The 13,988-nt window shown below is 61.6% G+C and carries 13 protein-coding genes; 2 read left to right on the top strand and 11 right to left on the bottom strand.

Annotated features, from left to right (window positions below; genetic code table 11):
* The first annotated feature begins 29 nt into the window (after positions 1-29).
* On the top strand, positions 30-1,274 hold the full coding sequence (locus tag U5782_RS12070) for an acyl-CoA dehydrogenase family protein (protein WP_322044049.1): 1,245 nt from the start codon (positions 30-32) through the stop codon (positions 1,272-1,274).
* Positions 1,275-1,322: 48 nt separating this feature from the next.
* Here U5782_RS12070 and U5782_RS12075 read toward each other — a convergent pair whose 3' ends face one another.
* The 5 genes from U5782_RS12075 to U5782_RS12095 form a co-directional block, all read right to left on the bottom strand.
* Positions 1,323-1,451 (bottom strand): oxidoreductase C-terminal domain-containing protein, encoded by a 129-nt coding sequence (locus tag U5782_RS12075; RefSeq protein WP_322044050.1) that lies wholly within the window; start codon positions 1,449-1,451, stop codon positions 1,323-1,325.
* Entirely contained in the window at positions 1,441-2,022 is a 582-nt protein-coding gene (locus U5782_RS12080) for a carboxymuconolactone decarboxylase (protein WP_322044051.1), read from the bottom strand. The genes U5782_RS12075 and U5782_RS12080 overlap by 11 nt, the downstream gene beginning before the upstream one ends.
* Before the next feature lie 112 nt (positions 2,023-2,134).
* Positions 2,135-4,165: a tripartite tricarboxylate transporter permease gene (locus U5782_RS12085; protein ID WP_322044052.1), complete on the bottom strand. Its 2,031-nt coding sequence runs from the start codon at positions 4,163-4,165 to the stop codon at positions 2,135-2,137.
* A 91-nt stretch (positions 4,166-4,256) separates the two neighbouring features.
* The gene (locus U5782_RS12090; protein ID WP_322044053.1) at positions 4,257-5,144 is read right to left on the bottom strand and encodes an amidohydrolase family protein; all 888 of its coding nucleotides are present in this window, start codon (positions 5,142-5,144) and stop codon (positions 4,257-4,259) included.
* A gap of 135 nt (positions 5,145-5,279) precedes the next feature.
* Entirely contained in the window at positions 5,280-6,326 is a 1,047-nt protein-coding gene (locus tag U5782_RS12095; RefSeq protein ID WP_322044054.1) for a hypothetical protein, read from the bottom strand.
* Between the two features lie 369 nt (positions 6,327-6,695).
* Here U5782_RS12095 and U5782_RS12100 point away from each other — a divergent pair, with 369 nt between their 5' ends.
* Complete coding sequence (locus tag U5782_RS12100) at positions 6,696-7,724, top strand: ABC transporter substrate-binding protein (protein WP_322044055.1); 1,029 nt, start codon at positions 6,696-6,698, stop codon at positions 7,722-7,724.
* A 74-nt stretch (positions 7,725-7,798) separates the two neighbouring features.
* On the opposite strand, the gene U5782_RS12105 is transcribed toward U5782_RS12100, so the two are convergent.
* The 6 genes from U5782_RS12105 to U5782_RS12130 form a co-directional block, all read right to left on the bottom strand.
* Complete coding sequence (locus U5782_RS12105; protein WP_322044056.1) at positions 7,799-8,905, bottom strand: porin; 1,107 nt, start codon at positions 8,903-8,905, stop codon at positions 7,799-7,801.
* Positions 8,906-9,063: 158 nt separating this feature from the next.
* Entirely contained in the window at positions 9,064-9,957 is an 894-nt protein-coding gene (locus U5782_RS12110) for a phosphate ABC transporter substrate-binding protein (RefSeq protein WP_322044057.1), read from the bottom strand.
* 38 nt (positions 9,958-9,995) lie between these two features.
* A complete protein-coding gene (locus tag U5782_RS12115; RefSeq protein ID WP_322044058.1) occupies positions 9,996-10,853 on the bottom strand; it encodes an HpcH/HpaI aldolase family protein in 858 nt (285 codons plus the stop codon).
* Between the two features lie 35 nt (positions 10,854-10,888).
* Positions 10,889-11,734, bottom strand: a complete 846-nt coding sequence (locus U5782_RS12120) for an amidohydrolase family protein (protein WP_322044059.1) — start codon at positions 11,732-11,734, stop codon at positions 10,889-10,891.
* Positions 11,735-11,748: 14 nt separating this feature from the next.
* Positions 11,749-12,774 (bottom strand): amidohydrolase family protein, encoded by a 1,026-nt coding sequence (locus U5782_RS12125; protein ID WP_322044060.1) that lies wholly within the window; start codon positions 12,772-12,774, stop codon positions 11,749-11,751.
* 20 nt (positions 12,775-12,794) lie between these two features.
* The gene (locus U5782_RS12130; protein WP_322044061.1) at positions 12,795-13,763 is read right to left on the bottom strand and encodes an ABC transporter substrate-binding protein; all 969 of its coding nucleotides are present in this window, start codon (positions 13,761-13,763) and stop codon (positions 12,795-12,797) included.
* Positions 13,764-13,988: the final 225 nt, after the last annotated feature.

Here is a 13,988-nt window from a genome sequence, read left to right on the forward strand (position 1 = left end):
CCCGCGAACTACTGAAGGAATGCATCGACATGAGCCAGCAACGCACCACGTCGTTACCGCCCGGGATTGTTACCGGCCCCGCCTGGGGCGAACCTCTTTCGGCCGATGGCGCGCAAACGGTCGCTTCGTTTCGGCCGCTCTTCACTCGCATTCACGCGCGCGCTGCCGCACGCGAAATCGAACGCACCCTGCCTTTCGAAGAAATCGAATGGCTGCGCGACGCGCGCCTCACCGCCGCACGCGTGCCCCGTGAACACGGTGGCCTGGGTTTGAGCCTGCCCGAATTCTTCGAACTGCTGATTGAATTGTCGGCAGCGGAGTCGAATCTCACCCAGGCGCTGCGCGCGCATTTTGGTTTCGTCGAACATATTCTCGCGAGCGCGCCCGAGCGTCAGGCCGTCTGGTTCGAGCGGCTCGCGAACGGCGCGATCGTGGGCGCCGCGTGGTCCGAAACCGGCGAGGCGAAACAGGCGCAGTTTTCGACGCGCCTCACGCGTTCCAACGACGGCTGGCAGTTGAACGGCACGAAGTTCTATACGACGGGTTCGCTGTTCGCGGACTGGATTCACGTGGGCGCGAGCGACGAAAACGGCGAGGCGATCTCGCTCACGATCGACCGGCGCGCAAATGGCGTCGAGGTGATCGACGACTGGGACGGCATGGGCCAGCGCCTGACGGCCAGCGGTACGAGCCGCTTCACGGACGTGCCCGTGGACGAGCGCGAGATCGTCGCGGGCCGTGCGCCCTTCGACTATTCGGAAGGCTTCTATCAGCTTGTCCATCTGGCGACGCTCGCGGGCATCAACCGCGCCGCGGCGAATGAAGCGGCGGCGCTGGTCGCGTCGCGCAAGCGCAGCTACAGCCACGCGCCGGCCGCACGGCCCGCCGACGACGCCCAGGTGTTGCAAGTCGTAGGCCGCATTCGCGCGCGCGCGTGGACGGCTGCCGCCGCAGTCGCTCAGGCGGCGCGCGCGCTCGAACGCGCCGAACGCGCGGTGGGCGACGCGCACGCAAGCGCCGCGATTGCAGAAGCCGAGATCGAGATCTGGCAGGCCCAGACCGTGGTGTCGCAACTCGTGCTCGATGCGACCGCGAACGTGTTCGACGCGCTGGGCGCCTCGGCCACGCTCCGGCCGCAAGCGCTCGATCGCCACTGGCGCAACGCGCGCACGATCACCTCGCACAATCCGCGCATCTATAAGGACCGTATCGTCGGCGAGTTCGCGGTGAACGGCACGCTGCCTGGCGGTCAATGGCGCATTGGCGTCGCTTAGACGGGTCGGCGCGCACGACGCTTGTACCGGTGGACGCTTCGCCGGGTTTCAGATTGCGGCCTTTGCCAGCGCACGCAACGTCTGCTGTGGATCGACCAGCACCTCGCGTGGCAGCTTTGCGCGACGCTCCACCAGCTCACGTGCGCTGCGCATATCGCGACCGAGGTTAATGGTCATCGCGCTTATCTTTAGGCGCTAACGCGTGCAGGTTCATCGCGAGCGAAACGGAGGTGAAATATCCCACGGTAACGAGCAATTCCGCAATCGTCGCACGGCCCAACGAAGCAACATAATGCGCGAACGCGTCATCGCCCACAATGGCGCCCGCAAGAATGTCATGCACCGCGTCGCAGACCGTCCCCAATCGTCCTTCCTGTAGCGCAGGCCGCTGCTTTCCAAGGATCGCGTCGACGACGGCTTGCGGCACCCCGGCCTTCAACGCATGACGACGATGATTGCCGATCACGTATTGCGCATTCCAGAATACGGCTGTCGCCAGAATCGCCACCTCGCTTTCGGCTTCGCTGAGCACCGGCGAACGATCGACGTGTGTGCCGATGATTTCCATTCCCTTCGCCAGTTGCGGGTTGTGCAACCAGATGTTGAAAGGCGTGGGAATACGCCCCCGTCCCTCGCCAAGTTGTGCGATGACGGTTTTTTGTGCATCGGTCGCCTTGTTGGCGTCGACCGGTTCGAGTCGATTCTCACTCATTGAATTTCCTTGGTATGAAATGAGCGCAGACGGCACGAAGCCATGGCTTCTGCGCGATAAAAACGCGACGCGACCTGCGCTGCGTACAGCGAATCAAGCGGGGCGCGCCGGGTTGGATGCCGACTGGACAGCGGAAGGTGTTATTGCTTCAGGCGTCCAGTGCGGGAAACCATTGACCGAGGAAGCTACTCGGCCAGGGAATGTGAATGATCTGGTCGAACACGACAAACAGAAATACCGTCACGCACGCGGCGAGAATCAGGCTCAGCCGCCACGATTCGCGGCCTTCCACCCGCATGAACGCGACAATCATGATGGGCACCGTCGGGATCATGCCGATCAAGGACATCGACGCGAGAAAGCCGAGGAACCAGCCGAAGAATCCTAGCGCGCGCAACAAGACCAGTCGATTCGGCAAGGGATCGCCGTGATCGCTGGAGATATCCATATGAATGCCGCCCGCTTGTACCACGCCGTTTTCCGCCGATAGCACCAGCACTTTATAGGCAAGGCTCAGGCTCCCCGCGAGGACGAGAATGCTTGCGACAACTGTCGGCCCGATTCGTGCCATCAACATCCATCCCTGCGCCGTCACCAGCATATAAAGACCTATGCCGATGAAAAACACATACACCAGGTCTTCTGTCTTGAACACGACTCGCCCACTCGGACGCAAGTGCGCCAGGCCGCCTTGACGCAGGAGTTTGAACAGCGGTTTGAGAAAGACCATCGCGGCAAGCGACAGCAATACGATCACGACCGGCCGGGCGAGCCAATGCGCCCCATAGCGCATGAAGGAGATCGACATATAGCGCTCCATCAGCACGCCGAGCACCAGACCCAGAATCAGCGGCGGCCGTGTCCACTTGAGGCGCTTCATGGTCCAGCCGATCAGCCCCGCAATCAACAATACGATCAGATCTCCCCAGCTACGCGAGCCCTGAAACGCACCGACGTAGATCACCGGCATGATCACGGGGAGAATCAGCGTATAACGCAACGTCGAGACCTTCGCGAATTGACCGCTGAGCAGAAAACACAGGCCGGCCCCGAAGATATTGGCGAGCGCGATCGACCACACCATCGAATAAGTCACATCGAGATGTCGGGTCAACATGTCCGGGCCGGGAATGAAGCCGTGAACCATCATGGCGCCGAGCAGGATGGCCTGCGCCGCGCCGCCGGGCACGCCAAACGACAGCATGGGCACCAGACTGCCGCCTTCGCGCGCGTTGTTGGCCGCCTCCGGTGCGATGACGCCACGCACATCCCCCTTCGTGAACGTGTCTTTCGCGCCTTTAGAGGTCTGCAGCGCGTGACCGTAGGCGATCCAGTCGGTGACCGCGCCTGTGATGCCCGGAATGGCGCCGAGAATGGCGCCCAGCCCGCCGCAACGCAGCACGAGGAACCAGTTCTTCAGGCTATCGACGAAACCCTGGCGCATGCCCTCGCGCGAACTGAAGCGCACGCCCTCGGCGATCGCAGTACGACGAATTGCCAGTTCGCATAGTTCGGGCAACGCGAAGATTCCGAGGATGATCGGCACAATCGGAATACCGTCCTGCAGATACAGCAGGCCGCCCGTCCAGCGCATCTGCCCGGTTTCGACATTGGTGCCGATCATGCCCACCAGAATGCCGAAGCTCGCGGCGACCAGTCCTTTCAACGGCGCATTACCGGACAGCGCCGCTACCATCGAGATGCCGAAGATCGTCAGGCCCAACATTTCCGGCGTGCCGATCGACAGCACGAATGGCCTCACGAGCGGCAGCGAGACGGCAAGAATGAGCGCGCCGATCAGGCCGCCGAACAACGATGAGGTATAGCACGCGCTCAACGCGCGCGCGGCCTCGCCGCGCCGGGTCATCGGCAGCCCGTCGAGTACGGTTGCCTGCGATGCGGCGTGCCCGGGCACGCCGAACAGCACAGCCGGGATGACGTCCGAGGTCGTGATGACCGACGCCATGCCGAGCAGCATCGCAAACGCCGCGTAAGGATCCATCGTGTAAGTGAAAGGAACCAGCAGTGCAAACCCGGTGAGGCCGCCGATGCCCGGCAACAGTCCGATTGCGAGCCCGACTGCCACACCGAACCAGAGAAATATCAGCCGGTTGAACTGCAGAAGGGTCGTAAGCGCATGACCCGCCGCCGTCAGTGTTGCATCGTTGAAAAAATCCATAAGTCATCCTGATTAGCTGGCAACCTCAGCAGGTTCACATTCTTACCTGCTATCGACTACGACAAACGCTCTTGCCTCACATCATGCACGATCACCGCGCAGCCGCGCTGATTCTTTGCGGTGTCGATTCAGCCAGCATGGGATAAAGGCGTAGCGCTGTCCCTCCCCAGATCCAGCGGCGCGCTTCGTCGCTGAGTCCGGCGAAGCATGCGTGCCCTTGATCGACCAGCGTCTTGAGCGGCCCGGCCGATGCCGGATAGTTCGAACCAAAGGCGAGATGATCGGCGCCAAACACCTCGACGAGGCGCGCAAAAAAGGGCTCGGCGCCGCCCGGCGCGGCCTGCGCCAGATCGAAGGTGCGCGGCGTGATTTTCATATACACGTTATCGAAGGCCGACAGCGCGAATAGCGCGGCGCAGGCTTCGTACGGCGGCCCATCTTCGATCACCGGCCGCGCGCAGTGATCGAGCACGATACTCACGCCAGGAAAGCGCTGGGCGAGCTCCGCCACCATCGAGAGTCCGGCGGGCGTGGTCTGCACCGCCATCGTCATGCCGATTTCGGCGCAGCGCTCCCAGACAGGGAACGTAGCGGGATTGACGAGCCAGCTCCCGTCTCCCTGATGCGTTGCGCCACCCGTGAAGAGGCGAATCCCGCCCATGCCGTGAGCCAGCCAGTAGTCGAAGGTTTTTAGCGCGTCGGCCGCCAACAGGTCGAACGAATAGACGCCGGTGAATCGCCCGGGTTGCTGCGCAACGCAATCGGCCACGTAGGCGTTGTTGTGCCCGTACGTCGTGGATGAATGCACGATGGCCGCTTTGGCTACGCCGGCCTCGTCCATTTCGGCGCTCAATTGCTCGAACGTCACGGGACGCTTCGCCGACCAGTTCGAGCGATGGCCATGTTGCGGTGCGATCGGGTAGCGCTCGGTATCGGTGGAAATAATGTGGGGATGAATATCGATGATTTCGGGCTTCATATTGCATTAACCTCGCGACGAATAGACGTGACGCAGCCACGTCAGGTAAAAGACGTTCTGTATGGAATTCAAACGAGTCGAATACGCGCGCGGGCGCGCGCGTCTGATGCCCGGCTAAAAGCCGGCTATACCCTGCTAGCCGCCGCTAAAAATGATCTGGCGGGCGCTCACGATTTGCGCCTGGGGCGTCGCATAGAGCCGCGTCACGATTTGCTCGACCGCGCTGCCGTCGATCGGATCGATCGGATATCCCGTGCGCGTCATGACGTCGATGAAATCAGGGTCCACGATCGTTTTGGCGAATGCGGAGCGCAAAGCGGCCAGCCGGTCCGCAGGAACGTCACCAGGCACGGCGAGCGGCCGTCCGGCCGCAAACGGTGCGAGAAAGAGATCGAACAGCGCCTTGACGTCTGGCCGCGTGATATAGGCGCTGAGATTCGGCACGTCGGCGAATGGCGCCGGACTCGTCCAGCCAAGATGCAGCAACACTTTCATCTTGCCTTCGGCGAGCAAGCGCGCCGGTTCGCCCTGTTGCAACCCGTCTATCGTCGAAGCCCAGCCGTCCAGTTCGCCCCGCTGCATCGCGAGATACACCTCGCCTCGGCCCGTGTAGCCGGGCACGATGCTCAGCTTCGTACCCAGCCAGGTGTTGAGGAGCTCGGGCAGCGTGCGGTCCTCGTTGGCATAACCGGTTGCGCCGATATACAGCTTCTTTTTGAACAGATCGGCGCTGCGGGTCGCCCCGGCGCGCGTCATCGCGACGATGCAGTATTCGACCTTGTCGAGGCTGCCGAGCCAGCGTACCTTGCGCGGATCGAAGCGGTTCTGGCGCTCATCGAGCAATGGAAGATACAGGTTGTTGCGTTGAAGAAAGCCGATCACCGTGCCGTCGTTCGGCTGGCGTGACTGCAGCGACGCCGCCGCGACCATGCCTCCCGCGCCGATCACGTTCATCACCACGGCGCGCGGCTGGCCCGGAATGTACTTCACGAAAAAGCGTGCGAACTGGCGCGCGATGATATCCGTTGGTGTGCCTGCGTCTGCGCTGACGAGCAGCGTGAGTGTCTTGTCACGGTAGAACCCTTCGACCGTCTGAGCCGATGCCGATGACGTTCCGGCGACCGCGGTTGTGGCCACGCCCGCCAGGGCGGCCAGGGTGCATAGTGCGGTTCTGCGATTCATGAGCGCTTACATCTCCAGATAGTGCTACGCGATCCGCTTTGCGATCTGCTTCGTGACGACATCGGGCCGCCAGTCGAATCGATCGAGGATCACGTCGTCTCCGTGTGTTTGTCGAACGTCTTGAACTGAATTTTGCCAGCGTACAGATTTCGGTCAATTGAGAAAAATGGCTCGCCCTTTGAGCAAACGGTTAAGACGCTCCGACACCGCTCGAGTGCCAGGGTTGACCGATTCGTTAAGTGCGATGCCGTTTTACTCAATCGACCGCCGATCGTCGCGCTGGCAAGATCGTCGCGAACGGCTGTTCGCCAACCCGTTCACCCGCCCATTACACAAGAGCGCCGACATGACGGCGCATGGAGACAACGCATGAATTCACCCAACGCTCGCCGGCGTTTCCTGTGCGGCGCCGGTCTGGTCGGCCTCGGCCTCGCGGCTGGCGCCGTGGCAGCGCCTTCTGTCGCTCGCGCCTCCACGAAGGCAATCCGCATTGCCAGCAATCCCGGGCTCGAGAACGCCACGCTCAACACGATAATGACGCAGCAAGGCTATTTCAGCCGCTTCGGCGCACACGCGACCATTGTCGAAGCGCCGGGCGCCGCGGGGCCATTCGACGCGATCGTTGCGGGAGAAGCCGATGTCTGCATGGTGTCCGCCTACAACCTCGTGCTACAGCGCATCGAGCGAGGCGCCCCGCTCAAGCTCATTGGTGCGGGCATGAGAAAGATCGATCTCACGCTGTTTGCGAAGCCAAACGCAATCGTCGATCTCGCCGGGCTGGAGGGAAAGGTCGTCGCCGTTGGGCCACGAATGGGTTTGTTGAACACGTTGGTCCTGCAACTGCTCAAGGAAAAACGCATCGACGCACAGCGCATTCGCTTCGTCGACAAAGGCAGCAACGATGAGTGCTACGACGCCGTCGTGCGTGGCGAGGCCGACGCCTGCTGCGCGAGCATTTCGCATCTCGATGCCGCCGGCGGTCTCGTGCCGATACCCGAATCGGCCATGTGGCAGGCGCTACCCCAGTGCGTGTATCAGACCGCCTATGCATCGACCTACGCGATTGCACAACAACACGATCAACTGGTTGCCGTCATGGCCGCGTATGGGGCGCTGTACGATTTCCTGATGACAGCCGAATCGCGCGACGCGTTCTTCGCGGCGCGCAAACAAGCGCAAGCACAGGCACAAAAGCCTTTTCAACCCGCATCGGCCGAGGCGGTCTGGACATTCAACCAGCAGCAGCGCCCCTGGTCCCGGAATCTCGCCTTGAGTCATGAAGACGTGAACTATTTGCAGGACATGTACGTCGGTCTGGGCACGCTCGGCCGCAAGCAGCCTTTCGACGAGTTAGCCGATATGTCTGCGGCGCATGCCGCCGCGCACTGGCCTGATTGAACGCGCCAGAGCGGGGGCATCAGCATGTCCCCGCCTGCCCTGCGCTTCTCGTTATGGACGCCTTCGTGTCGCGCTCAGAATGTATGCCTGATGCCCGCGATGACCGAAATCTGCGAGCCGCCGGGAGCCGGCGTGGGCACGGGCGTGAGCGTCGTCGCGGCAAAGGCGAGCGTTCCGCCATTGCTGATGTGTTCGCCGGTCACGTAGAGGAAGGTGCTCTTCGAAAGAAAGTATTCGCCGCGCAGGACGATCGCTACCGCCTTGTTCGGCGAATGCTCGTATTTGATCTGCGCGAGCATGCCGTCGATAGAAAAGGCCGGCCCGACTGGTACGGTTCCGGTCAACCAGACCAGATTGCTGCGCGGAGTCGAAATGGCCTCATTGATACGTTCGAGCCAGCCCAGGCCGAATTTCGCCCCGAAGAGTTGCACATATCCGCCCAGCGTGAAACGGCTATCGGTCAGACTGGCCGACGTCAGGCCGCCATACGTGACTGAAGGGCCACCGTAGTCGCGCTCATAGGAACTGGCAACGCCCCACGTATGGGCGTCGTATTTGAGCAGCAGGGACCACTCCTTGCACGCCTTCCAGTCGCCGGCCTGTCCCGGACAATTGGTGGCGACGCTGCTGTCGCCATTGACGCCATCGCGGCCGAAACTGTAATTGACGCCGGCCTCGAAGCTACCGAGAAAATAACGGTAGCTGATCGAATTATCGGCCCGCGCGTTGGCGACGCCATTGTCCAGCGTGGTCAGCCCCTGTGCACCGGTGCCAAATGGATTGATAAAGGACGTGCCGAAAAACCGCATGGTGTATTGCCGCCCGAACGTCAGGCGACCAAAGCGGCCATCGAGACCGACGTATGCCTGCCGGCCAAACAGGCGTGGCCCCTGGCGCGAGACGCCCGTCGACGGAGAGAAGCCGCCCTGCAAGTCCCAGATCGTCTTGAGTCCGCCGCCCAGACCCTCGGTCCCGCGCATGCCAAAGAACGAAGTCGCCGTACCGTCGCCCATCCGGTATCCCTCACCCTGCCCCTTCGTTGCGTGGTTCACGAACTCGATACCCTGATCGATCAAGCCATATAGCGTGACCGAACTCTGTGCCCAAACGGGCGTACCGCACGTCAGCGCCAGGCCGGCGCAGATAACGCTCCTGAATTTCATAGCCGCAGCAGTCTCCATTTTGTATGACGCGATTGCCGAAGTCCGCGATTTTCGAAGCGGATCTGTTTCGTCAGGCAATCACGTTGTCTTTCGTGTACTTCTTGATCAAGCGGGCCGAATGTCTGCCGGATCGTTTCGCCAATGCGGCCTCGTTGAGAAACGAGGCCGCATTGGCATCAGGCAAGGCTGCCCGTTACATCGTCGAACAATTCATCGACGCTCAAGCGGTGCGGAATGATCTTCTGATCGAGTGCCCAGTCGATGGCGAGTTGAATGCCTTTGCGGTTGGCTTCCAGCCCCAGTGGTGGAAACACCGCGGGTACGCCCTCGGCGGCAGCGCGGCTGTCGGCGATCATTGCGTACAGTTCACGCACGATGTCCGGCCGCGTGCGCGACAAATCGCGATGCACGACGAACATGTGATTGATGGGGACCACGCCCTCCCTGGCAAACCAGTCCTTTGCAGCTTGCTGGGCATCGGGCACCAGCGTGCGAACGCGCGGGTCTTTCGGCATATCTTCGCCAAGCAGCGCAGCCGCCAGTTCACCGTCGAGCATCATCTGCGGGATCGACGAACCCTTGGGCAAGCGCTCGCAGTTGACGGGATCGGTGTACTCCGCGAGATGCCCGTCGCCAAGTGTCATCCAGGTGACCCGGTCCAGGTCCACGTCGTATTCGTGGCGAAGAATGCCGCGAATCCACAGCGCCGTCGTCTGCGTGTAGGTGCGAACACCCACACGCTTTCCTTCGATATCCTTCGGATCGAGATGGCCGAAGTCGAGGTTGTAGCCCGCGCAATGGTGCTGGAAGCGGCCGGAAATGGGCGCGGGCAGCAGCACGTAAGGCTTGCCGTATGCTTTCGCCTGCAGGAAGGTCACGATCGCCAGTTCGCCGGCGTCAAAGGCGCTTTCGCGCACCATGGCCTTAAAGCCGTTGTGCGCGGGCGTCGGTCCACAGAAGTCGAGCTTCATGAGGTCCGATGCAATGCGACCTTCTCGCAACGCCTTCGTGACCGGATAGTCAGCCAGATTGGTGCGCAACACCGGCACACCGGAAAGTGTCGTAGACATCGATGCCATTCCTTATGTCCAGATTCATTGGCCTGAGTTCAATAGCCAGCCAGTTCGCGCGCCTCGCCAACCACGCCATAGCTGCGTGACGGCGCGGACATGAGGAAGCGATAGCCCTCCTCCAGCAGCCGCCGGTAATTTTTGCTCGTGACGTGCGGATGGCCGACCACGACGTCATGCTTCCTGCACGTGGCGACGATCTTGCGCATCGCATCGAGCACTTCGGGGTGCTCGTACTGGCGCGGCAAGCCGAGTTCCTGACTCAGGTCGCCTTCGCCGATCAGGATGAAGCCGATGCCGGGCACATTCGACAGCATGTCGTCGAGATTGTCGATCGCCTGGGTACTCTCGCACATCAGCCCCACGAGGAGTTCTCCCTCCGGCGCGAGCGGCCAGACATCGGCCTTGCGATAGTAGTCGGCCATCGAGAGGCCCCAGTAGCGCGCCGCCGTCGCCGGACCGTCACCGCGCACGCCCTTCGGTTCGTAAAGCGGCGCATGTTTCGGTCGCGCGTAGCGACACGACGCCACGGCGTTATAGGCTTGTTCGACGCTCGCGACATGCGGCCAGACGACACCGTAGGCACCGCGATCCAGCACCTGCTTGGCGAAGGCCTGATTCATCTCGATGCCGTTCGCCGGAATGCGGGCGATGGGGGTCACACGCGGCGCGACCGAAGCCGACTCTGCGATCTGCTTGCGGTTGAGCATGTATTGAAGCGCGTCGCCCAGGGCCGAAACGTCGTACGGGTTGTGTTCCATTTCGAACACAATGCCGTCGTAAGGCGCGTCGCTCATCTCGATCGCATTCTGCTTGTCGAGTTTGGAGAATGCGGTGAAAGCCGGCTTGCCGGTTTCGAACGCCCCAATGATGCTGTTCAGACGGGTGTGGCTCATCGTTCAATCTCTCTTCGTATGGAATTCATGCGCAATCAACCCAATGCGGGATAGAGCTTTTGTGCGGTCTTGCCAAACACCCACGCGCGATCGTCTTCGCTCAGGCAATCGAGCCCCTGCAACGCTTCTGCGACGATCTCCGTCAGCGTGCCGGGCGAGGTCGGAAAGTTCGAGCCCCACGCCATACGCTGCGCACCGAACGCCTCTACGACTCGAGGAAAGAAAGTCTCCGCGCGTGCGTTGCCCTTCTTCACGTCGCCGAAAATGCGCGGCGTGAGTTTTAGATAGATGTTGGGGAGATCGGCCAGCGCAAAGAGACTTGCTGCATTCGCGTACGGCGCGCCGTCGAGCACATCGGGCCGCGCGAGATGATCGAGCACGATGTCGACGCCCGGGTATTTCCTGGCGAGCATGCGAACCTGCGGCAGTCCGATGGGGCCCGTCTGGATGCACATCGGCAGTTTCAGCTCCGCGAGGATGTCCCACGCCCGGAACGATTTCGGATTCTCCAGTTCGCCTGGATCGAAGTCCTTTGTCGATCCGCCGGTGAAGATGCGCAAGCCCGCGAGGCCCGCATCGGCCCACTTGCCGATCACGCTCGTGACATCGTCGGCCAGCATGTCGACGGAACCCACAGCTACGAGCCGGTCGCGATACCGCCGGCAGCTATCGACGACGTAACGGTTGTCGAATCCATAGGTCGTCGAGGAATGCACGACAGCGGCCTTCTCCACACCCGCCGCGTTCATGGCCTCGATCAGCGAATCGACCGTATTCGGGCGTTCCTGCGACCACTCGGAGCGCTTGCCAAACAGTGGTGCCGGCGGATAGCTTGATTCGTCATCCGAAATGATATGCGGATGAATGTCGATGAGTTTCATTGTCGTCCTCCCGGTCACAGACCTTTGCGTTTCAGGTGCTGGTCGAGTCGTGGGTAAACGCGGCGCGCATTGTCTTCGAAAATCGCTTGCCGATCCGTATCGGTCAATGCCGGGCAGGCTTCGATATAGCGTCGGGTGTCGTCGAAATATTCGCCAGTATCCGGATCGCGCCCGCGTACTGCGCCGATCATCTCCGACCCGAACAGCACATTGCTCGTGGGAATGACCTTGGTGAGCAGTTCGACGCCGGGCTGGTGATAGACGCAGGTATCGAAGAAGATGTTGTTGAACAGTCCTTCCAGCGGACGCTCCGCAAGTTCCAGCGACATTCCGCGGTAGCGGCCCCAGTGATACGGCACGGCCCCGCCACCATGCGGAATAACCAGGCGCAGCGTGGGGAAATCCTTGAACAGATCGCTCTGGAGCAGTTGCATGAAGACCGAGGTATCGGCGTTCAGATAATGCGCGCCCGTGCCGTGATGGCACGGGTTGCACGATGCTGCAACGTGGATCATCGCGGGCACGTCGAGGTCGCACAGGGCTTCGTAAAGTGGATACCACTCGCGGTCCGTCACCGGCGTTCCGCGCCAATAGCCGCCGCTCGGATCGGGATTCAGATTGCAGCCGACAAAACCCATTTCCTCCACGCAGCGCCGCAATTCCGGCACGCTATGGCTGGGTGGCGCAAGCGGCGACTGGGGAAGCTGGCAAACCGGCACGAAGTTCTCCGGGTAAAGGTCGCACACGCGCCGCACCAGATCGTTCGAGATTTCGGCCCATTCGAGACTCGTTCGCTCGTTGCCGAGGTGATGACTCATCAGACCCGCGATGGGCGAGAACAACGTCAGGTCCCCGCCGCGCTCCTTCTGCAAGCGCAATTGCCCATTGCCGACGCCTTCGCGGATTTCGTCGTCGCTCACCTGTGCGTCCGAGCGCGGCGGCGCGCTCAGTGGGGCGTCCGCAAATTCAATCTGTTTCGCGCGCCATGCGCGAAATGAAGCCGGAACGGTCGTGAAATGACCATGACAATCGATAATCATGTTGGACTTCCGTGCAGGTTTCAGACGCGGGGATCGACGAACAATTCATCCATACTCATGCGTCGCGGCGTGAGGCCCTGTTTGAATGCGGTCGCTTCGAGCGCCTCGATCGTCTTGCGGTTTTCCTCGATGCCGTACGGCAGCGGGTCGTGACCGACAATCTTGCGCAGCGCGAGATATTTTTTGTCCTTTGGCCCCACGTCGCCCGCATCGAGACGGCTCAGCCATTCCTGCTTCGCCCGATCGAATGCTTCGTAAATCGAACGGGCAATCCAGGGATGTTCCGCGAGCACCGAGTCCTTTACGACGATCGTGCCATGCATCGGATAGACGCCCGTGCGCGCGTAGTAGTCCGCTTCCAGTTCGGCGGCATTCGGCATGAGGTCCGGATAGTTCGCCTCGACCTCCTTCCAGCCGCCCGTCGGGTCGCCGGTGCGCCCGATCCCGGCATTCGCACCGAAGCCCGCAACCAGTTCACCCGAGGCCATCATGTCGGCAAGCGACGTGCCGGCTGGCGCATGAATGACGTTCGGCGGCAGCTTCAGTTGCGTGACATGTTCCTCGTCGTCGACGACCCAGGTCACTTTCGACACGTCCACGCCGAATTCGTCGATCAACACCTGACGGGTCCACGCGCCGGTGGTCACCGAGTACGCGCGTACGCCCACCTTCTTGCCTTCGAGATCCTTCGGCGTATTGATGCCCGCATCGGGCCGAACCAGCAAACCGGCATGGTGAAAACGCCGCACGACGAATATTGGCAGCGCGACGAAAGGGGCGCCGTATGCGCGCGCGATGATATAAGTCGTCGGCGCCAGTTCGCAGACGTCGAATTCGAGGTCGCGAACCATGCGCCGGAACGCACCGATCTGGGGGTGCACCGTGATGAATTCCGCATCGACGCCCTCGATGGGAATCGAACCGTTGCGGATCGCGGCCGTATGCGGATGCTCGGCGATAGCGATCTTGAGGTGGACTTTTCCGGACATATATTTTCTCTCCTGATGATTGGCCAACGAAAGGCGAGCAGCGGCGATGCCGGCGCGCAAGCGGGCGCTGGCAACGCGCGTCAAAGGGGAGCGCGCCCGGAAGGCCTGGCGACCGGGCATCATCGAGTGTGACTTGTCTCCCCTGCTTGACTGCCTGTTGAGTTGCGATCTTGCCAGTGGGACCTGCGTCAGTCGATTGAGTAAATTCGTGTCTGCCTTAACCAA

Origin of the sequence: Paraburkholderia sp. J67 (genome assembly GCF_905220265.1) — a bacterium.
Taxonomy (GTDB): Bacteria; Pseudomonadota; Gammaproteobacteria; order Burkholderiales; family Burkholderiaceae; genus Paraburkholderia.

Excerpts from the sequence above, each read along its gene's own strand:
- U5782_RS12070 (WP_322044049.1), top strand. The coding sequence starts at position 30 with ATGAGCCAGCAACGCACCACGTCGTTACCGCCCGGGATTGTTACCGGC.
- U5782_RS12075 (WP_322044050.1), bottom strand. The coding sequence starts at position 1,451 with ATGACCATTAACCTCGGTCGCGATATGCGCAGCGCACGTGAGCTGGTG.
- U5782_RS12085 (WP_322044052.1), bottom strand. The coding sequence starts at position 4,165 with ATGGATTTTTTCAACGATGCAACACTGACGGCGGCGGGTCATGCGCTT.
- U5782_RS12090 (WP_322044053.1), bottom strand. The coding sequence starts at position 5,144 with ATGAAGCCCGAAATCATCGATATTCATCCCCACATTATTTCCACCGAT.
- U5782_RS12095 (WP_322044054.1), bottom strand. The coding sequence starts at position 6,326 with ATGAATCGCAGAACCGCACTATGCACCCTGGCCGCCCTGGCGGGCGTG.
- U5782_RS12100 (WP_322044055.1), top strand. The coding sequence starts at position 6,696 with ATGAATTCACCCAACGCTCGCCGGCGTTTCCTGTGCGGCGCCGGTCTG.
- U5782_RS12105 (WP_322044056.1), bottom strand. The coding sequence starts at position 8,905 with ATGGAGACTGCTGCGGCTATGAAATTCAGGAGCGTTATCTGCGCCGGC.
- U5782_RS12110 (WP_322044057.1), bottom strand. The coding sequence starts at position 9,957 with ATGTCTACGACACTTTCCGGTGTGCCGGTGTTGCGCACCAATCTGGCT.
- U5782_RS12115 (WP_322044058.1), bottom strand. The coding sequence starts at position 10,853 with ATGAGCCACACCCGTCTGAACAGCATCATTGGGGCGTTCGAAACCGGC.
- U5782_RS12120 (WP_322044059.1), bottom strand. The coding sequence starts at position 11,734 with ATGAAACTCATCGACATTCATCCGCATATCATTTCGGATGACGAATCA.
- U5782_RS12125 (WP_322044060.1), bottom strand. The coding sequence starts at position 12,774 with ATGATTATCGATTGTCATGGTCATTTCACGACCGTTCCGGCTTCATTT.
- U5782_RS12130 (WP_322044061.1), bottom strand. The coding sequence starts at position 13,763 with ATGTCCGGAAAAGTCCACCTCAAGATCGCTATCGCCGAGCATCCGCAT.